Below are 16,337 nucleotides of genomic sequence, written 5' to 3'. Positions count from 1 at the left end.
GACCCATGGTCAGGAAGAACTCGCTCGTGATCGGCCTCGACGTCGGCACCTACAAGATCGGTGTGATCGTCGCCGAGGTGGCGGAGAGCGGCGTCGAGATCGTCGGCATCGGCACGGCAGCGTCACGCGGGCTCCGCAAGGGCGTGGTCAACAACATCGAAAAGACGGTGGAGGCGATCCGGAGGGCGGTCGAGGAAGCCGAGCTGATGGCCGCCTGCGAGATTCGCAGCGTGATCGCCGGCTCGGCCGGGAGCCACATCAAGGGCTTCAACAGCCACGGCGTGGTCGCAGTGCGCAATCGCGAGGTGGCCCCGGGCGACGTCGAGCGGGTCGTGGACGCGGCCCGCGCCGTCGCCCTCCCCACCGACCAGGAAGTCCTCCACGTCCTGCCGCAGGATTTCATCGTCGACGACCAGGACGGCATCCGCGAGCCGGTCGGCATGGCCGGCGTGCGCCTCGAGGCGCGCGTCCACATCGTCACCGGCGCGGTGAGCGCGGGGCAGAACCTCATCAAGTGCTGCAATCGCGCCGGGCTCCACGTGCGCGACCTGCTCGCCGGCCCGCTCGCCGCCGCCGAGGCGGTGCTCACCCCCGAGGAGCGCGAGCTGGGCGTCGCCCTGGTCGACGTGGGCGGCGGGACGATCGACGTGGTCGTCTACCAGGCCGGCACCATCCGCCACACGGCGGTGCTCCCGGTGGGCGGCGGGCACGTGACGGGCGATCTCGCGGCCGCGCTCTGCACCCCCCCCGCCGAGGCCGAGCGCCTGAAACAGCGCCACGGGAGCGCGCTCGCCGCGCTCACGCCCCCCGAGCAGACGATCGAGGTGCCGGGGCTCGGCGGACGTGCGCCGCACTACCTCTCGCGGCGCGCCCTGGCCGAGGTGATCGAGCCGCGCGCCGAGGAGATGCTGACGCTCGCCAAGAGCGAGATCGAGCGCGCGGGCTGCTACCAGGCGCTCGCCTCGGGGGTCGTGCTGACCGGGGGGGGCGCGGTGCTCGAGCACATGACGGCCCTCGCCGAGCGCGTCTTCAGGTTGCCCGTGCGGCTCGGGGCGCCCCTTCATTTGAGCGGTTTGGTTGACGCCGTCGCGAGTCCCATGTATTCGACGGCAGTCGGTCTCGTGCTCCACGGGCTCAGGCAGCAGGGTCACGGGCGCCGGGGCGAGGGCGTGCTCGGTCAGATCGGAGTGGTGGGTGAGCGGATGATGGGGTGGCTCCGGGAGTTCTTCTAGGACGCGGGGCGGAAGCGGGGGAGGGTGCGGCAATGATCGAGTTCGCGGATGCCAGCGGCGCGGCCCGGATCAAGGTGGTGGGTGTCGGGGGCGGGGGCGGCAACGCGGTGAACACCATGATCGCCGCCGGCCTGCCCGGCGTCGACTTCATCGCCGCCAACACCGACTCGCAGGCCCTCAAGGCCAACCTCTCGCCGATCAAGATGCAGCTCGGCGAGCAGCTGACCCGCGGTCTAGGGGCGGGCGGCAACCCCGAGATCGGCAGGCGCGCCGCCCAGGAGGACGTCGAGCGCCTCAAGGAGTACCTCGCCGAGGCCGACATGATCTTCATCACCTGCGGCATGGGCGGCGGCACCGGGACCGGGGCCGCGCCCGTCATCGCCAAGGTCTCGAAGGAGCTCGGCTCGCTCACCGTGGGGGTGGTGACCAAGCCGTTCAGCTTCGAGGGCAAGCGGCGGTTGAAGCAGGCCGAGGAGGGGATGAAGGAGCTGAAGGCCAGCGTCGACACCCTGATCGCCATCCCGAACCAGCGCCTCCTCTCCGTCGCCGGCCGCAACTCCTCCATGCTCGAGAGCTTCAAGAAGGCCGACGACGTGCTCCTCCAGGCGGTGCGCGGCATCTCGGACCTGATCACCGTGCACGGCCTCATCAACCTCGATTTTGCCGACGTGCGCACCATCATGTCCGAGATGGGCATGGCGATGATGGGAGCGGCCGTGGCGCAGGGCGAGAACCGCGCCGTCGAGGCCGCGCAGAAGGCGATCTCGAGCCCGCTCCTCGAGGACCTCTCGATCCAGGGCGCGCTCGGCGTCCTCATCAACATCACGGGCCCCCCGGACCTGAGCCTCCACGAGGTGAACGAGGCGGCGACCCTCATCCAGGAGGAGGCGGAAGACGACGCCAACATCATCTTCGGCGCGGTGATCGACGAGTCGATGGGCGACGAGGTGCGCATCACGGTGATCGCGACGGGCTTCGGCGCGCGCGCGGAGGCGGGCGAGAAGCCCCGGTCGGGCGCGCGCGACGCGCGCCCGACCGGGGCCGGCGCAGCGAAGAAGGTCGGCCTCCTCGCCGAGGACGAGCTCGACGTGCCGACGTGGCAGCGCCGGCGCCACGAGCCGCCGGTGGCGGCGGCACGCGGGGCGCAGCGCGCGGCGCCGAAGGCGGGAAGCGAGGAGCCCGCCCAGGACTTCGACCTCCCGACGTTCCTCCGCCGCGGGGCGGAGTGAGCCGAGCGTTTGCGAGCGGCGGGCACGGTCGCGTAACAGGTTGGTCGCTCGGCACTCGCCCGTGGTAGCTTCGGGGCGTGCCGTACCAGCAGGGCGGGCCGAGGCTCGGCGGCGGATGAACCTCGACTGGCCCACGCTCCAGACCGAGCGCTTGCTCCTCAGACCGTGGAAGCCCGAGGACTTCGAGCCGTACGCGCGCTTCTCGGCCGACGAGGAGTCGATGCGCTATCTGGGCCGTGACGGCAGGCCGACGGCCGCGGCCGAGACCTGGCGGACGATCTGCCTCTTCATCGGCCACTGGTACCTGCGCGGCTACACGCTCTGGGCCGTCGAGGAGAAGGCGACCGGCGAGTTCGTCGGCCGCGTCGGCCCGTGGAAGCCAGAAGGGTGGCCGGACCTCGAGATCGGCTGGGCCATCGAGCGCTCGCGCTGGGGGCGCGGTTACGCGCCCGAGGCGGCGCGTGCCGCCGCCGACTGGGTGCACCGGACGCTCGGGGCCGACCACGTCGTGCACTTCATTCAGGAGCGGAACGTCCGCTCGATCCGCGTCGCCGAGAAGCTCGGCGCGAAGCTCGACGGGACCTTCGAGCTCTTCGGGGTCGACGTGCTCGTCTACCGGACCCAGCTGCCGATCTGACGGAAGCGGCGTGGTCTCGGTCCGGGTCGGATCACCCCCGACCGAGGAGGCACGTCACCGCGGTCTGGAGCTCAGCTCGTCCGGGGCCTGGCCTTCGGAGCGCGTCTGGGGGGCCGGCGCACCGCCCGCACGTGCCGGCGCAGCGGGACCGCTCACGTCCGCCTCGTAGGACACGTTGGCGGGGCACCAGTGCCAGATGCCGAGCGTGAGCAGGCGCGTGATCGCGGTCGGGATGCACATCACGCGATCCACCTCGACCCGGCGGTTGGTCAAGCGGTCCGGTGGGCCGCAGCGGCTGAGGACGTCGTCCGTCTTGATCTCGTTGATCTGCTGGGTCGGCGACGCGTAGCCGATGATGGGAAGCGGCACCACGGCGATCATGGAGTTGTCGGTCCACTCGCTGCCCGCGCAGTGGGTGGCCACCGCTGGCCGTGGCCGGCCGGTCTCGTCGACCAGGACATCGGTGGTGAGGGCGGTGCAACCAGTCAGCAGGAGGACCGCCGCCGTGGTCATCCGCGGTCGGAACCACGAGAGAACCCTGTATGCACCTCGCATCAGCAACCTCCTTGGCTTGCCACCCGGACACCATTCACCGTGCTTCACCATCCGGCACGGGGGCGAGCGGGCGAGAGTCCGAGCGGGTGCTCACCCGCAGATCGTCCCGCACCCACTTGACACCCACCGCCGAACGGGCGGTGAACGCGGCCGCGAGGCGCTCCTCCTGGCTCGGCACGGTCCCGCTCAGGCGCGCCACCCCGTTCTTCACCTCGACGGCGATGCGGGAGTCGCTCAGGTCCGGGCGAGTCGCGAGCGCGGCCTTGATGTCGCGCTCGAGGGCCTGATCACTTGCCTTCACCGCTTCCTGCTTCGCGGTATGCACCACTTGGAGCATGTTGATGACACGCTTCACGCCGCTCACCCGTCGCGCATCCTCCTCGGCCGCCGCCTTCGCGTCGTTCGACGGCACCATGCCGAAGAGGGTCAGGTCGCCGTCGACCGTGTCGACGTTGATGTCGAGCGCTGGCGTGCGGCGGTCGGCCAGCAGGCGTAGCTTCGCGGCCGACGTGATCAACAGGTCTCGCGCCGCATCGGTCATGCCGCGGTCCTCCCGGGCGAGCGGCACGCTGGCTCGCCCGATCTCCTCGTCGGTCAGCTCGTTCGGGCTCCCGATCTCGCTGGCGACCCGGCGCACACCCGTGACCCGGGCGGCGTCGCCCATGGCGCGCAGGTGCTCGCTCATGGTGGTCGCCCTGCCGGCGAGGAGAACCACGCCGTCGTTCACCGACCGCACGGCGATGCGGCTGCCGGCGAGCGCCCTGTCGGTCCCGAGCGCCTTCTCGACCTCGTCTCGGATCTCGGCGTCGGCTCGCCTCACCAGCCTCTCGCGGTAGCCGCCGACCACCTGGAGGATGTTGCGGACGTCCTTCACGCCGTCGACCGTCCTGACGGCGTCCTCCGCCCTGGCCTTCTCGTCCGCGCTGCGCACCCTGCCGTGCAGGGTGATGCGGCCGTTCACCGTGTCGACGTTGATGGTCCCCCCGTGGAGGCCCTCGGTCGCGAGCAGGGCCATCTTGGCCCTGGTCGTGATCCAGGTATCGCTTGGGCTCGCCAGGGCCGCCCAGGAACCCGTCAGCACCAGGACCGCCGCGAGCGCAGTCCCGCCGATGCATGTCGTTGCTCGCATCGCCCTCTCCCTCCCGGCACGGGTCGCGCGTCTCGCGCTCGAGTCGGGAACGGGGACCGTCCCCGGGACTCGGCGCCCAGGCCGCGCTGAAAGCTATAGGAGCACGTATCGGGCCACGCCGCAAGGGCGCGTTCTCGGCGCGGACCCCACGACCGCCCGGCGGGTTGAGACCGGTGGAGGTGCGGAGTATGAGATGCGGCCACGGGAACGCCTCATCCAGCCGATCGTCGCGCCGCCGAGCGGCGTCTCTTCCGCGCCGGCCCCAATGGCCCGCTCTCCGTGTGCCTCGTCTACCCGAACACGTACGCCGTCGGGATGGCGAACCTGGGCTTCCAGGCGGTGCTCCGCCTCCTGGCCGAGGACCCGCGCGTCACCGCCGACCGCGCCTTCCTCCCCGACGGCCCCCGCGCGGAGTGGCCGCGCACGCTGCGTTCCCTCGAGCAGGACCGCCCGCTCGGCGACTTCGACGTGGTCGCGTTCTCCCTTTCGTTCGAGGCGGACTACGTGCACGTGCTCGACTGCCTGGCGCTGGCCGGCATCCCGCTCTGGCGCCGGGAGCGCGGCGTGGACGCGCCGCTCGTGCTCGCCGGCGGCCCGGCCACCTTTCTCAACCCCGAGCCGATCGCCGAGTTCGTCGACCTCTTCCTGATCGGCGAGGCGGAGGAGATGCTGGGCGAGTTCCTCGCCCGCGCGACGACGGGGCCCCTCGGCCGCGACGGCATCCTGGAGCGCAGCGAGGAGGTGCGTGGCGCCTACCGGCCCGACCGCTACACGCCCGAGTACGACGGCGCGCGTGACCTGGTTGCCTTTCACCACCACGGCCCGGGCAGCGGGCGCGTCGAGCGCCGCTTCGTCGCGGATCTGGACGGGTTCGACACCAACTCCGAGGTGCTCACGCGCGAGTCGGTGTTCGGCAACATGTACCTGGTCGAGGCGAGCCGCGGCTGCGAGTGGGGCTGTCGCTTCTGCGCCGCCGGCTTCATGTACCGCCCGGTGCGCTACCGGAGCCCCGACGTGCTGCGCGCCTCGATCGCGCGCGGCCTCGCCGAGCGCGACACGATCGGGCTCGTCGGCGCCGAGATGGCGAGCCTGCCCGGCGTGGCGGCGCTGTGCGAGGAGGTGGCCGCGCGCGGCGGTCGTGCCTCGCCCTCGTCGCTCAAGGCCGACCTGATCACGCCCGGACTGGCGCGGGCGCTGGGTGCGGGGGGCAACCGATCCGTCACGGTGGCGCCGGAAGCCGGCTCGGAGCGCATGCGGCGGGTCATCAACAAGAACCTGAGCGAGGCCGAGATCCTGCGCGCCGCCGAGTGGCTCGTGGGCGGCGGGGTCGACGCGCTCAAGCTCTACGTAATGGTCGGGCTCCCGACCGAGACGGACGAGGACGTGGAGGCGATCGTGGATCTCACCCGCAAGGTCCGCGCGCGGCTCGCCGGCAGCGGGCAGCCGCGGCTCGGCCGCATCCTGGTCTCGATCAACCCCTTCGTACCGAAACCGTGGACGCCGTTTCAGTGGGAGCCGATGGAGGCCATCCCGTCGCTGCGGCGCAAGCTCGCCCACCTCCGCCGGGCGCTCGGCGCCATTCCCGCCGTCGAGACCGAGACCGAGAGCCCACGCGAGGCGTACCTGCAGACGCTCCTCTCGCGCGGCGACCGGCGCACGGCGGCGATCCTCGCGCGCCTGCACGAGCGCCCCGACGCCTGGTGGCCAACGCTCAAATCCCTCCGGGGTGGGGCAGAGGGCGTCGACCCCGACCGCTTCGTCCACCGCTCCTACCCCCTCGACGCTTTGCTACCCTGGGATTTCGTCGAGCACTCCGTCGACAAGCGCTATCTTCTCGCGGAACGCCGGAAGGCGTTCGGCGAGATCCAGACGCCGCCCTGCGACACCGCCACCTGCCACACCTGCGGCGCGTGCTGAGGCCGCGATGATCGTCGGCCTGGGGGTCGACGTATGCGACGTCGCGCGCATCCGCCGCGCGCTCGCCGGGCGGGCCGGCGCCCGCTTCCAGGCGCGCGTCTTCACCCCCGCGGAGCAGGCGTACTGCGAGGCCCGCCGCCGCGGCCGCTTCGCGAGCTACGCGGTCCGCTTCGCTGCCAAGGAGGCGGCCATGAAGGCCCTCGGGACCGGCTGGGCGGGGGGCGTGGGCTGGCGCGACTTCGAGGTGGTGCGCGCGCGTGGTGCGCCGCCTCGCCTCGTCCTCCACGGCCGCGCCGCGGCGCTCGCCCGCGGGCGTGGTATGGTGCGCTGGCTCCTCGCCCTCACGCACACGGCCGAGAGCGCGCTCGCCTCGGTGGTGGTCGAGGATGGAGTCAGCGGAGCGCCCGGGGCGGCGCGGGGGGCGCGCCGCGGCGGGGGAGGAGGATCAGGACGGCGACGGCCCAGAGGCCGGCGATGAAGCCGGCGAGCGTCCAGAGGTTCTTCGGGTATCCGTTGTTGTGCGCGAAGAGCCGGCAGAGGATCGCGTCGCAGACGTGGAGGGCGAGCGCCGTGCCGAGGAGTGCGGGCACGGGAAGATCGGGCGCCACGAAGACGAGCCCCGAGAGGTAGGCGATGACGAGCGGGAGCGTCATCCGATTGACCGTGCGTGCGGCGCTTCTCTATAGTGCCGCAGCCGCGTGGAGACCAACGACACGCACATCCTGAAGCGCCTGTACGCTCTCGGCGAGGAGGGGCTTGGCCGGCTCGCCGAGGACCTGCTCTCGAATCCGCGCGTGGCGGAGACCTTCTCGCATGCGCTGCAGCGGGCGTTCGAGGCCAAGGGCCGCGTCGACCGGAACATGCAGACGGTGCTCGGCCTCCTGAACCTCCCCTCGCGCGCCGACCTGAACCGCCTGGTCAGCAAGCTCGAGGCCATCCAGGGGAGCCTCGTCAACCTGAATCTCAAGATGGACCGCCTCCTTACGCCCCGCCCGGCGCGGCGCCGCACGAGTCGCAAGGGGTCCGGCGCTGCCCGCGACCGCGCGGGCGAGTAGCGGGGCTCACACACCGACGGCGGCCGCGCGGCCCGGGTCCGGGAAGAGGTGGCGGGCGATCGCCGCCAGGCCCGCGAGCGAGCCCGGATCGGCGGCGAGGAGCGGCACCTCGGCGAGCAGCGGCGCGCGCGCCGTGTCGACCAGCGGGGCGAGCGTCGCCTCCTGCCGCGCGCCGAGCGCGCGCAGCTCGGCGTAGCTCTCGGCGAGGCGCGCCCCGAGCATTCCGGAGACGCCATCGGGCAGGCCCGGGTCGGGCGCCCGGCGGCCGAACGTCCCGCGCGCGAGCGCGCGATTCACGACGATGCCGTGGATCGAGAGCCCGATCGCACCGAGCCCGCGCACCAGCGCCTCGGTCTCGGCGACCAGGCGCGGCTCGGGCGCGGTCACGAGGAGCGGCATCGTCCCGTCGCTCGTGAGGAGAGCCCCCACCGCGCGCACGCGCTCGCGCAGCGCGCCCGTGAGCGCCTCGATCACGCCCACGAACTCGCCCACCTCGCGTACCAGGCCGATGCCGGTGAAGCGCTCGAGGCCGCGCAGCACCGCGGCGAGGATCAGGTGCGCCAGGCGCGAGCCGGCGCCGGGGAGGATGCTGGTCGGATCCTTCAGGATGGCGAAGGCGCGCGAGTCGAGGAGGTTCGCGAGCCGGCGCGGCGCGTCCAGGAAATCGACCGCGTGGCGCGCGGGCGGCGTGTCGACCACGAGGAGGTCGTAGCCGCCCTCGGCCGCCAGCCGGTACACCTGCTCGACCGCCATGTACTCGGCCGTGCCGGCGAGCGTGCCCGAGAGGTTCTGGTAGAGCCGGTTCTCGAGCACGGCGCGCGCCTGCTCGGGGGTGGCGGCGAGCGCGTGCACCAGCTCGTCGAAGGTGCGCTTCACGTCGAGGAGGAGTGCGTCCAGGTGGGCGCCGCGCGCGCCGATCCGGGCGAGCGAGACGCGGCTCGGGCGGCCGGCGAGCGACGAGAGGCCGAGCGCGTCCTTCAAGCGGTGCGACGGGTCGACGGTCAGCACGGCCGTCCGCCGCCCCCGGCGCGCCGCCTCGACCGCGAGCGCGGCGGCCGTCGTCGTCTTGCCGACCCCGCCGCTCCCCACGCAGAGGATGACGCGCCGGCTCTCGAGCGCGTCGGCGAGCGCAGTCATGCGGCGACACCGGCCGCCCGGCCGAGTGCGGCCGCGAGCACGGCCAGGCCGGCGGGCGCGTCCGGCGCCTCGAAGAGGAAGGGAAGGCGCACCGGCGCCGCGCCGACCGCCCGGCGAAGCGCGGTGAGCTGGGCGTCGGCCTGCCGGCGGCGCTCGAGCTGGAAGCGCGCCGCGTCGAGGTAGGCGTGCGGGCCGCTCGCCGCCTCCAGGTGATCGAGCGCCGCCACGTCGCCCGCGGTGAAGCGCCGGGGCGGCAACGCGTTCACGATGGGCGGGGCGACGGCGAGCCCGAGGCGCTCGCCGAGCTCGCGGTGGAGCTCGACCGTCTCGCGCACCGCGAGCTCCTCGGGCGTCGTCACCACGCACACGAGCGTCGCGCGCGGGTCGGCGATGAGCCGCTCGATGCGAGCGAGCAGGTCGGCCACGGGACCAAGGCGGGCGAGCGCGCCCAGCGTGTGCGGGGCGGCCAGGAGGGGGAGGGAGTGACCCGAGGCCGGCGCGTCGACGATGACGAGGTCGCGCACCGGACGGCCACGCCGCCGTGGCTCGACCCAGCCGAGCAGCCGGTGCAGGACCAGGAACTCGCCCAGCCCCGGCGCCGCCGCGGCCAGCACCTGGAACGACGTGCTCTCGAGCAGCCGTCGCGCGAGCACGCGGAAGCGAAGCACGCCCTCGACGAAGTCGCCGAGCAGGGCCTCGGGCTCGAGGCTGGCGGCCGCGAGCCCGGCCCCGACGCGGATCGGCTCGGCGCCGAGGCGCGGCACGCCGAGCAGCGCGCCGAGCGGCCCGCGGCCGACCTCGACCGCGAGCACATGCCGTCCGCCCGCCGCGGCGGCGTGCGCCAGCGCCGCCGTGACGGTCGTCTTCCCCACACCGCCCTTGCCCGTGACGACGACCAATCGCTGCGAGACGAGAGGGAGCCGGGGCGGCACGCCGGGCGTCATATCCGCGCGCTGCGCGCAGTGTCAATTTGCGCGCGGCGTTCGCGCCCGCGGAATTGACATGCGTGCGGGCGTTCCCTAGCCTCCGCGCGGCGGAAGGCCGCATGTCGGAAGCCGATCGACCCGGGGGCGACGAGGGGAGCAGGGCGCGGCTGCGCGTGTTCCGCGGCGGGCGCGCGCGCGGGGGGCGTGCACGGCCCGCGTCCCCGCGCGACGTGGTGCGGCGCCTCTCCGCCCTCGAGCGGCGGGTCGAGCAGGCGCTCGGGAGCGGCGACCAGCGGGCCGCGCGCGACCGGCTGCGCGCCGCCCTCGACCAGGCTCTCGCGGCCGTCGCGCGCCTGCGGCGCTCGACGCCGCGCGACCTCGCGGAACTGGCGGACGTGCTCCGCGCGGACGCGACCGAGTCGCTCCTCGCTGCGCTCTACCGCTGGTGGTGGCGGGTCGAGACGGTCGGGCTCGAGCGCGTGCCGGCGAGCGGGCGCGTCATGCTGGTCGCCAACCGAGGCGGCGCCCTCGTGCCCTACGAGGCGCTCATGATCCGGGAGGCGGTGCGGCGGGCCCACCCGCTCCTCGACGACTGGATGGCCACCGCACCGCTCCTCGGCGCTGCACTCGCGCGCGCGGGCGCGGTGCGCGCGGCGCCGGCGACGGTTCGGCGGCTCCTCGGTCGCGGCGAGGCCGTGATCGTCTGTCCCGAGGGCAATCACCCGAAGCCCTTCCGCGACCGCTACCGGCTCGGGCGCTTCGGCCGCGGGGCGTTCGCGCGCCTCGCGATCGAGACCGCCACACCGATCGTGCCCGTCGCGGTCATCGGTGCCGAGGAGGTGCATCCGGTGCTCGCCCGGCTCGATCTGCCCGGGCGGCTCCTCGGTCTCCCGGCGCTGCCGATCACGCTCACCTTTCCCTGGCTCGGCCTCTGGGGGCTCGTGCCGCTCCCCACCAAATGGGCGCTCCTCTTCGGCGACCCCCTCGACGTGGCGGTGCGGCACCGACCGGGCGACGCCTCCGATCCCGCGCTCGTCGGCCGGCTCCGCGACCAGGTGCGCGAGCGGCTCCAGGCGCTCGTCCTCGAGGGCCTGCGGCGCCGGCGCTCGCTCTTCCTGGGCTAGTGTGAGGCCGTCGCACACCTGATGCCCGTCGTCGTCGCGGTCGATCAGGGGACCACGGGCACGACCGTGCTCGTGTTCGACCGGCAGGGGCGCGTCGTCGGCCGCGCCTACTCGGAGTTCACCCAGCATTACCCGAAGCCGGGCTGGGTCGAGCACGATCCCGAGGAGATCTGGCGCGTCACGCTGCGTGTGCTCCGCCAGGCGTGCCGGCGCGCGCGGGTGCGCGCGCGCGACGTGGCGGCGCTCGGTATCACGAACCAGCGCGAGACGACCGTCCTCTGGGACCGGCGGAGCGGCCGGCCGGTCTACCGCGCCATCGTGTGGCAGGACCGGCGCACCGCCCCTCTCTGCGAGGAGCTGCGCGCGCGCGGCCTCGCGGACGTCTTCCGGAAGAAGACCGGCCTCGTCCTCGATCCGTACTTCTCGGGCACCAAGCTGCGCTGGCTCCTCGAGCACGTGCCGCGCGCCGCGGAGCGGGCGCGCACGGGCGAGATCGCCTTCGGCACCATGGACTCCTGGCTCATGTGGAAGCTCAGCGGCGGTGCGGTGCACGCGACCGACCCGACCAACGCCTCGCGCACGCTCCTCTTCGACATCCACACGGGCGCATGGGACGCGGAGCTGTGTGCGCACCTCGGGGTGCCGGCCGGGATGCTGCCCGCGGTCAAGCCGTCGAGCGGCGAGTTCGGCGCGACGGAGCCGTCGGTCCTGGGCGCGCCGGTGGCGATCGCGGGTGTGGCCGGCGACCAGCAGGCGGCGCTCTTCGGGCAGGGCTGCGTCGAGCCCGGGACGGCGAAGAACACCTACGGTACGGGCTGCTTCCTCCTCATGAACACCGGCGCGCAGCCGGTCGCGTCGCGGCACGGGCTCGTCACCACCGCCGCGTGCGACGCGCGCGGCGGGCGGGCGTACGCGCTCGAGGGCTCGGTGTTCATCGCCGGGGCGGCGATCCAGTGGCTGCGCGACGGGCTCGGGCTCGTGAAGAAGGCCGCCGAGTCGGAACGGCTCGCCCGGAGCGTCGACTCGACCCTCGGCGTCTACCTCGTGCCCGCCTTCGTGGGGCTCGGCGCCCCGCACTGGGACGCCGAGGCGCGCGGCGCGCTGGTCGGCTTGACGCGCGGGGTGACGCGCGCCCACGTGGTGCGCGCGGCCCTCGAGGCGCTCGCCTTCCAGACGCGCGACGTGGCCGACGCGATGGCGGCCGACGCCGGCTCCCGGCTGAGCACGCTCCGAGTGGACGGCGGCGCCGCGGCGAACGACTTCCTGATGCAGTTCCAGGCCGACGTGCTGGGCGTGCCGGTCGACCGCCCGCGCGTGGTCGAGACGACGGCCATGGGGGCGGCGTTCCTCGCCGGGCTCGCCGTGGGGCTCTGGAAGTCCCAGGCCGAGCTCGAGCGCGCGCGGCGCATCGGCCGGCGCTTCCAGCCGAGGATGAAGCCCGAGGTGCGCGACGCGCTCTACCGCGGGTGGCAGGAGGCGGTGCGGCGGGTGAGGAGCGGGCCGGGGCGCTGATGGCTCCCTACGAGAGCCCGAGCCTCCTGGCTGCCGTCACGAGCCGTCGGTCGAGGCTCCAGACCGAGGCCGCCGAGAGGGTCGCTGACGCGAGAAGGTTGGCGTCCACCCAGCCGAGGCCGGCGCCCATGAGGCGGTGCATCTCGACGAAGGCGAGCGCTTCCTGATGCTCGACGCTGCGTGCCTGCGGGAGGGCCTGGAGCCGCGCGAGAATCTCCGCACGGTCGGTCAACCGCCCACAGGCCAGCTCGCCCACGACGAACGGATGACACAGGACCTGTTCGTCGACGAGGAGCCTTCCGAGGTCGTCGTTGCCTCGGCGCAGGTGATCCACCCACACCGAGGTGTCGACCAGAATCATCCCCGCTTCGCGCTCCGGCGCCTGGGAATGGGCCTCAGGTACTTCTGCGTGCCTCCGAGAGCGGCCAGGCGCTGCGCGCTGGCACGGGCGATCAACGCCTCCAGGCCCGCGTGCAGGAGCGCCGTCTTCTCCTTGATGCCGGTTAGCTTGCTCGCGCGCTCCAGCAAGGCGTCGTCGAGGTTCAGCGTCGTCCGCATATGCATCGATATGCATAGATTGTGCAGCCACGTCAAGCCGCGCCGAGCCGGGCATCCGGGGCATGCATGCTGACGGCCGAGGGCACCTTCGCCGGCGCCGGCGGCGTCCCCATCCACTGGGAGCGCTCGGCGCCGCCGGCCGGCGCCCCGCGCGGCGTCGTGCTCCTCGCGCACGGCTATGCGGAGCACGTCGGCCGCTACCGCGACTTCATCGCGCACTTGACCGCGCGCGGGCTCGCTGTCGCGGCCCTCGATCACCGCGGCCATGGCCGCTCGGGCGGGCCGCGCGGGCATTGCCGCGACTTCGCGGAGTTCATCGCCGACTTGCACACGCTCGCCGGCATGGCGGAGGAGTGGTGGCCGGGCGTGCCGCGCCTCCTCTTCGGACACAGCATGGGTGGCTTGCTCGCCTTCCTCTATCTGCTCCGCCACCCCGACATGGTGCGTGCCGGCGCGCTCTCGGCGCCAGCTTTCGAGGTCGCCGACTCGGCGCCGCGAATCCTCCAGGCCGTGGCGCTCCTCCTGGCGCGCGTCGCGCCCGGGGTGACGTTCCGCTCGAACCTCGATCCGGGCGCGCTGTCGCGCGATCCCGCGGTGGGAGCCGCGTACGTCGCCGACCCGCTCGTGCATCGCGCGGCGAGCGCGGGGTTCGTGCGCGCCATCCGCGCGGCGCAGGCGGCGGCGATGGAGGAGGCGCCGCGTCTCCGCGTTCCGCTCCTGATCCTGCAGGGCGACGCGGACCGGCTCGTCCGCCCGTCGGGCGCGACGGAGATCGCGGCGCGTCTCTCGTGCCCCCACGAGCTCGTCCTGCTGCCCGGCTTCTACCACGAGCTGCTGAACGAGCCGGCGAGCGAGCGCGGCCGGGTGCTCGAGGCGCTCGATCGCTGGTTCGACCGCTGGCTGGCGGAATAGACAGGCGCAGCGCCCAGCTCCGGGTCTGCCGGCTCCTCGAATCCGCGTCGCTGACGGCGTAACGGACCACGTCCGATGGCGACCATCTCGGAGCCGTCGGCGCGGGTTCCTGGTCCTTCTTTTTCCTTGACATGCAGGTGATGCTGTTCTATCCCCCCTCGGCGCAGCGCGCCCGCCACACGGGTCCCCGTGCTGCCCCTGGCTCGAATCAGACTGGTGCGGAGGGACGCATGAGACGTGGGGGGTACTTCTTGCGCTGACGCTCGGAGCGGTGCTTCTTTCCGAGTCGACTGGGGCGGCGAAGCCGGGGTTCGGAATCTTCGCCACGATCAACGGGAAGAAATTCAGGGCCGCCGATACCGGCAAGCCAGATGACCGGTGCGTGAACGGAACCTACGTAGCCAGCGGCGGTGTCGTCTTCGGTGCCATCGAGTGTCACGGGCGTGGGAGCGGAAGAAGGACGCGCAGGAACCCCAAGGTGCTGTCGTTCGCTTGCGGCGTCGTCGACCCAAACCAGCCCCCGCCGACACCTCCCTTCGAGGCCCCGTGCCTGGCTGCGGGATACACCGAATTTCGGACCCGGCGTGGCATCCCCGTTTCCATGAAGGAGTGGTTGTCGTCTGTAAGCCTCGAGCCGGGTCCTGACGGAACCGTCACCGAACGCAGCAGCGTGAGCATCAGGATCGACTCGTTCGACGGCACGTACGTGCGGGGCGCGTTCTTCGGCGTCTTCGACATGCCCCAGCAGCCAGGGACCCCCACGCAGGCGCCCATCAGCGGCGAGGGGCGGTTCTACTTCCCGGTCAGAGAAGTCGCGCAATAGCGGGTTGAAGCGCGGTCCGCGAAGGTGATCGAGAGCAAGCGCCCCCGTCAGGCGAGACGCCCCGCGCGGCCTGTAGTCCCGCGAGCTCGAGCCGCTTGCACAGGGAGGGGAGCGAACCGTGAGCGCAGCCGTCGAAGCGGCAGCCAGGTGAGCGCCTGCGCGGCCGCCTACTCGATCGGCACTCGCCGGCCCTTCGCTGCTCGCGGCGGCGCCGGCATCGTCACCTCGAGCACACCGTTCTTGAAGGACGCCCTTACCTGCTCGGGGTCGATGCCCTCGGGCAGCGGGACCTCGCGGCAGAAACGGCCATAGGTTCGCTCGCTGCGGTAGAGCCCCTTCCGCTTCTCCTCGCGCTCTTGGCGCCGCTCACCCTCGATGCAGAGGACGTCATCGCGCACCTGGACCTTCACGTCGTCCTTCGTAACGCCGGGTACGTCGGCGCGGACGACGAGCTTGCCGCCACGCTCGGCGACTTCCAGGCTCGGCAGCCACCCGCCCTCGCTACTCTTCCACGGCAGCTCGAACCGCGGCAGCAGGGACAACGCGCCGAAGCGGAAATCCCCGAAGAGACGGTCCATCTCCTCCGCAAACCGGCGCATCAACGCGACGGGGCTCAGCGGTGACCCCACTGGCGTCCACCGTTCCCGGGGGACGAGAGCAGTGGTGCGCTGCGCCTTCTGCTCCGGCTCGATCGCCTTCGTATCCTTCTGCTTGCGCCCACGCACCTTTCCGACCCGTTTCGCCATGGTCCTTCCCCCCTGATGGCGCGCCCTAACGGCGGTCGGTAGCACGAGGACGGCCGTCGATCCATCCGGGGGCCAGCCCGCCGATCGCCGGGTCGGAGCCGCACCTGGTTCCCCGGACCATCCGAAGGGCGGCGCGCGGGCGCGTGGTTCGAGCGCCGGCTCGGGGATATGGCCGCTCCGGTGGGGCCTCCTCCACGCCCGTCGCCAGCGCCGCGTTGCACCCCCCCGACCCCGATGTTAAGGTAGTCGCCTCTCATGAAGGAAGGCATTCATCCGCGGTACGAGAAGGCGTCCATCATCTGTGCCTGCGGCAACGTCATCGAGACCCGTTCCACCGTGCCGACGATCCACGTCGAGATCTGCTCGGCGTGCCATCCGTTCTTCACCGGCAAGCAGAAGCTGGTCGACACGGCCGGCCGGGTCGAGCGCTTCCAGCGCAAGTACGGCCTCAAGCGTAGCGGCTCCGGCTCGACGCCGGCCTGACGTGGCCGCGGGTCGCCCGCGCGCCGGATGCGAGGGGTGGGGGATGCGCTTCCGCCCCTGTGTTGGGTGAGCGCATGCTCGACCGCCTCACCGAGATCGAGCGGCGCTACGAGGAGCTGGAGCGCCTGGTCGCGGACCCGGCCATCATCGCCAACCGGCGCGAGTTCGCGAAGCTCGCCAAGGAGCGCGCCCAGCTCGAGGAGACGGTCGTCCGCTGGCGCGAGCGCCAGCGCGTGGCGCGCGACCTCGACGAGCATCGTGAGGTCCTGCGCGAGAGAGACGCCGAGCTGCGCGAGCTGGCGCGCAGCGAGCTGCCCGCGCTCGAGGCGCGCCTGGCCGCACTCGACGCGACGCTCAAGCAC

20 protein-coding genes are annotated in these 16,337 nt (G+C 72.8%); 12 read left to right on the top strand and 8 right to left on the bottom strand.

Annotated elements, in window-relative coordinates; all coding sequences use genetic code 11:
• Positions 1-5 precede the first annotated feature (5 nt).
• From ftsA to E6J59_10340, 3 genes are all read left to right on the top strand, one after another.
• Complete coding sequence (gene ftsA / locus E6J59_10350; protein TMB19877.1) at positions 6-1,232, top strand: cell division protein FtsA; 1,227 nt, start codon at positions 6-8, stop codon at positions 1,230-1,232.
• Between the two features lie 32 nt (positions 1,233-1,264).
• The gene (gene ftsZ / locus E6J59_10345) at positions 1,265-2,461 is read left to right on the top strand and encodes a cell division protein FtsZ (GenBank protein TMB19876.1); all 1,197 of its coding nucleotides are present in this window, start codon (positions 1,265-1,267) and stop codon (positions 2,459-2,461) included.
• 115 nt (positions 2,462-2,576) lie between these two features.
• Positions 2,577-3,098 (top strand): GNAT family N-acetyltransferase, encoded by a 522-nt coding sequence (locus E6J59_10340; protein TMB19875.1) that lies wholly within the window; start codon positions 2,577-2,579, stop codon positions 3,096-3,098.
• 54 nt (positions 3,099-3,152) lie between these two features.
• Here E6J59_10340 and E6J59_10335 read toward each other — a convergent pair whose 3' ends face one another.
• Both E6J59_10335 and E6J59_10330 read right to left on the bottom strand, forming a co-directional pair.
• On the bottom strand, positions 3,153-3,611 hold the full coding sequence (locus E6J59_10335; GenBank protein ID TMB19874.1) for a hypothetical protein: 459 nt from the start codon (positions 3,609-3,611) through the stop codon (positions 3,153-3,155).
• A 76-nt stretch (positions 3,612-3,687) separates the two neighbouring features.
• Entirely contained in the window at positions 3,688-4,782 is a 1,095-nt protein-coding gene (locus tag E6J59_10330) for a BON domain-containing protein (protein TMB19873.1), read from the bottom strand.
• A gap of 279 nt (positions 4,783-5,061) precedes the next feature.
• Between E6J59_10330 and E6J59_10325 the strand changes: the two genes are divergently transcribed.
• Both E6J59_10325 and acpS read left to right on the top strand, forming a co-directional pair.
• Positions 5,062-6,699: a radical SAM protein gene (locus E6J59_10325; GenBank protein ID TMB19872.1), complete on the top strand. Its 1,638-nt coding sequence runs from the start codon at positions 5,062-5,064 to the stop codon at positions 6,697-6,699.
• 7 nt (positions 6,700-6,706) lie between these two features.
• The gene (gene acpS, locus E6J59_10320) at positions 6,707-7,177 is read left to right on the top strand and encodes a holo-[acyl-carrier-protein] synthase (GenBank protein ID TMB19871.1); all 471 of its coding nucleotides are present in this window, start codon (positions 6,707-6,709) and stop codon (positions 7,175-7,177) included.
• Here acpS and E6J59_10315 read toward each other — a convergent pair.
• Complete coding sequence (locus E6J59_10315) at positions 7,092-7,352, bottom strand: hypothetical protein (GenBank protein TMB19870.1); 261 nt, start codon at positions 7,350-7,352, stop codon at positions 7,092-7,094. The genes acpS and E6J59_10315 overlap by 86 nt on opposite strands.
• Positions 7,353-7,397: 45 nt before the next feature.
• Here E6J59_10315 and E6J59_10310 point away from each other — a divergent pair, with 45 nt between their 5' ends.
• Complete coding sequence (locus E6J59_10310; GenBank protein ID TMB19869.1) at positions 7,398-7,754, top strand: hypothetical protein; 357 nt, start codon at positions 7,398-7,400, stop codon at positions 7,752-7,754.
• A 6-nt stretch (positions 7,755-7,760) separates the two neighbouring features.
• Here the strand turns inward: E6J59_10310 and E6J59_10305 are convergent, their stop codons facing one another.
• Together E6J59_10305 and E6J59_10300 are read right to left on the bottom strand one after the other, a co-directional pair.
• Positions 7,761-8,891 (bottom strand): ArsA family ATPase, encoded by a 1,131-nt coding sequence (locus tag E6J59_10305; GenBank protein TMB19868.1) that lies wholly within the window; start codon positions 8,889-8,891, stop codon positions 7,761-7,763.
• Positions 8,888-9,835: a hypothetical protein gene (locus E6J59_10300; GenBank protein TMB19867.1), complete on the bottom strand. Its 948-nt coding sequence runs from the start codon at positions 9,833-9,835 to the stop codon at positions 8,888-8,890. The genes E6J59_10305 and E6J59_10300 overlap by 4 nt, the downstream gene beginning before the upstream one ends.
• Positions 9,836-9,936: 101 nt before the next feature.
• Between E6J59_10300 and E6J59_10295 the strand changes: the two genes are divergently transcribed.
• Positions 9,937-10,941 carry a glycerol acyltransferase gene (locus tag E6J59_10295; GenBank protein TMB19866.1) on the top strand — a complete coding sequence of 335 codons (1,005 nt, stop codon included), beginning with the start codon at positions 9,937-9,939 and terminating at the stop codon, positions 10,939-10,941.
• An 18-nt stretch (positions 10,942-10,959) separates the two neighbouring features.
• Positions 10,960-12,453 carry a glycerol kinase GlpK gene (gene glpK, locus E6J59_10290; protein TMB19865.1) on the top strand — a complete coding sequence of 498 codons (1,494 nt, stop codon included), beginning with the start codon at positions 10,960-10,962 and terminating at the stop codon, positions 12,451-12,453.
• A 7-nt stretch (positions 12,454-12,460) separates the two neighbouring features.
• Here the strand turns inward: glpK and E6J59_10285 are convergent, their stop codons facing one another.
• The gene (locus E6J59_10285; protein TMB19864.1) at positions 12,461-12,814 is read right to left on the bottom strand and encodes a PIN domain-containing protein; all 354 of its coding nucleotides are present in this window, start codon (positions 12,812-12,814) and stop codon (positions 12,461-12,463) included.
• Positions 12,811-13,011: a type II toxin-antitoxin system VapB family antitoxin gene (locus tag E6J59_10280; protein ID TMB19863.1), complete on the bottom strand. Its 201-nt coding sequence runs from the start codon at positions 13,009-13,011 to the stop codon at positions 12,811-12,813. The genes E6J59_10285 and E6J59_10280 overlap by 4 nt, the downstream gene beginning before the upstream one ends.
• Positions 13,012-13,077: 66 nt before the next feature.
• Between E6J59_10280 and E6J59_10275 the strand changes: the two genes are divergently transcribed.
• Positions 13,078-13,923, top strand: a complete 846-nt coding sequence (locus E6J59_10275; GenBank protein ID TMB19862.1) for a lysophospholipase — start codon at positions 13,078-13,080, stop codon at positions 13,921-13,923.
• Positions 13,924-14,194: 271 nt separating this feature from the next.
• Positions 14,195-14,746 (top strand): hypothetical protein, encoded by a 552-nt coding sequence (locus E6J59_10270; GenBank protein ID TMB19861.1) that lies wholly within the window; start codon positions 14,195-14,197, stop codon positions 14,744-14,746.
• 167 nt (positions 14,747-14,913) lie between these two features.
• Here the strand turns inward: E6J59_10270 and E6J59_10265 are convergent, their stop codons facing one another.
• Entirely contained in the window at positions 14,914-15,492 is a 579-nt protein-coding gene (locus E6J59_10265; GenBank protein ID TMB19860.1) for an Hsp20/alpha crystallin family protein, read from the bottom strand.
• A gap of 255 nt (positions 15,493-15,747) precedes the next feature.
• Between E6J59_10265 and rpmE the strand changes: the two genes are divergently transcribed.
• Positions 15,748-15,975 (top strand): 50S ribosomal protein L31, encoded by a 228-nt coding sequence (rpmE, locus tag E6J59_10260; GenBank protein TMB19859.1) that lies wholly within the window; start codon positions 15,748-15,750, stop codon positions 15,973-15,975.
• A gap of 74 nt (positions 15,976-16,049) precedes the next feature.
• Positions 16,050-16,337, top strand: a 288-nt coding sequence (locus tag E6J59_10255; GenBank protein ID TMB19858.1) for a PCRF domain-containing protein, incomplete at its 3' end; no start/stop codon positions are given.

The sequence above is a fragment of the Deltaproteobacteria bacterium genome, from assembly GCA_005879795.1.
Taxonomy (GTDB): domain Bacteria; phylum Desulfobacterota; class Binatia; order DP-6; family DP-6; genus DP-6.
This window is presented reverse-complemented; position numbering and strand designations above follow the sequence as displayed.

What these genes read in the sequence shown, in the direction of transcription:
- E6J59_10340 (TMB19875.1), top strand. Translation starts at nt 2,577, where the DNA reads ATGAACCTCGACTGGCCCACGCTCCAGACCGAGCGCTTGCTCCTCAGA.
- E6J59_10275 (TMB19862.1), top strand. Translation starts at nt 13,078, where the DNA reads ATGCTGACGGCCGAGGGCACCTTCGCCGGCGCCGGCGGCGTCCCCATC.
- E6J59_10330 (TMB19873.1), bottom strand. Translation starts at nt 4,782, where the DNA reads ATGCGAGCAACGACATGCATCGGCGGGACTGCGCTCGCGGCGGTCCTG.
- E6J59_10300 (TMB19867.1), bottom strand. Translation starts at nt 9,835, where the DNA reads ATGACGCCCGGCGTGCCGCCCCGGCTCCCTCTCGTCTCGCAGCGATTG.
- E6J59_10280 (TMB19863.1), bottom strand. Translation starts at nt 13,011, where the DNA reads ATGCGGACGACGCTGAACCTCGACGACGCCTTGCTGGAGCGCGCGAGC.
- E6J59_10305 (TMB19868.1), bottom strand. Translation starts at nt 8,891, where the DNA reads ATGACTGCGCTCGCCGACGCGCTCGAGAGCCGGCGCGTCATCCTCTGC.
- ftsA (TMB19877.1), top strand. Translation starts at nt 6, where the DNA reads ATGGTCAGGAAGAACTCGCTCGTGATCGGCCTCGACGTCGGCACCTAC.
- E6J59_10265 (TMB19860.1), bottom strand. Translation starts at nt 15,492, where the DNA reads ATGGCGAAACGGGTCGGAAAGGTGCGTGGGCGCAAGCAGAAGGATACG.
- ftsZ (TMB19876.1), top strand. Translation starts at nt 1,265, where the DNA reads ATGATCGAGTTCGCGGATGCCAGCGGCGCGGCCCGGATCAAGGTGGTG.
- E6J59_10285 (TMB19864.1), bottom strand. Translation starts at nt 12,814, where the DNA reads ATGATTCTGGTCGACACCTCGGTGTGGGTGGATCACCTGCGCCGAGGC.
- E6J59_10315 (TMB19870.1), bottom strand. Translation starts at nt 7,352, where the DNA reads ATGACGCTCCCGCTCGTCATCGCCTACCTCTCGGGGCTCGTCTTCGTG.
- E6J59_10335 (TMB19874.1), bottom strand. Translation starts at nt 3,611, where the DNA reads ATGACCACGGCGGCGGTCCTCCTGCTGACTGGTTGCACCGCCCTCACC.
- rpmE (TMB19859.1), top strand. Translation starts at nt 15,748, where the DNA reads ATGAAGGAAGGCATTCATCCGCGGTACGAGAAGGCGTCCATCATCTGT.
- E6J59_10295 (TMB19866.1), top strand. Translation starts at nt 9,937, where the DNA reads ATGTCGGAAGCCGATCGACCCGGGGGCGACGAGGGGAGCAGGGCGCGG.
- acpS (TMB19871.1), top strand. Translation starts at nt 6,707, where the DNA reads ATGATCGTCGGCCTGGGGGTCGACGTATGCGACGTCGCGCGCATCCGC.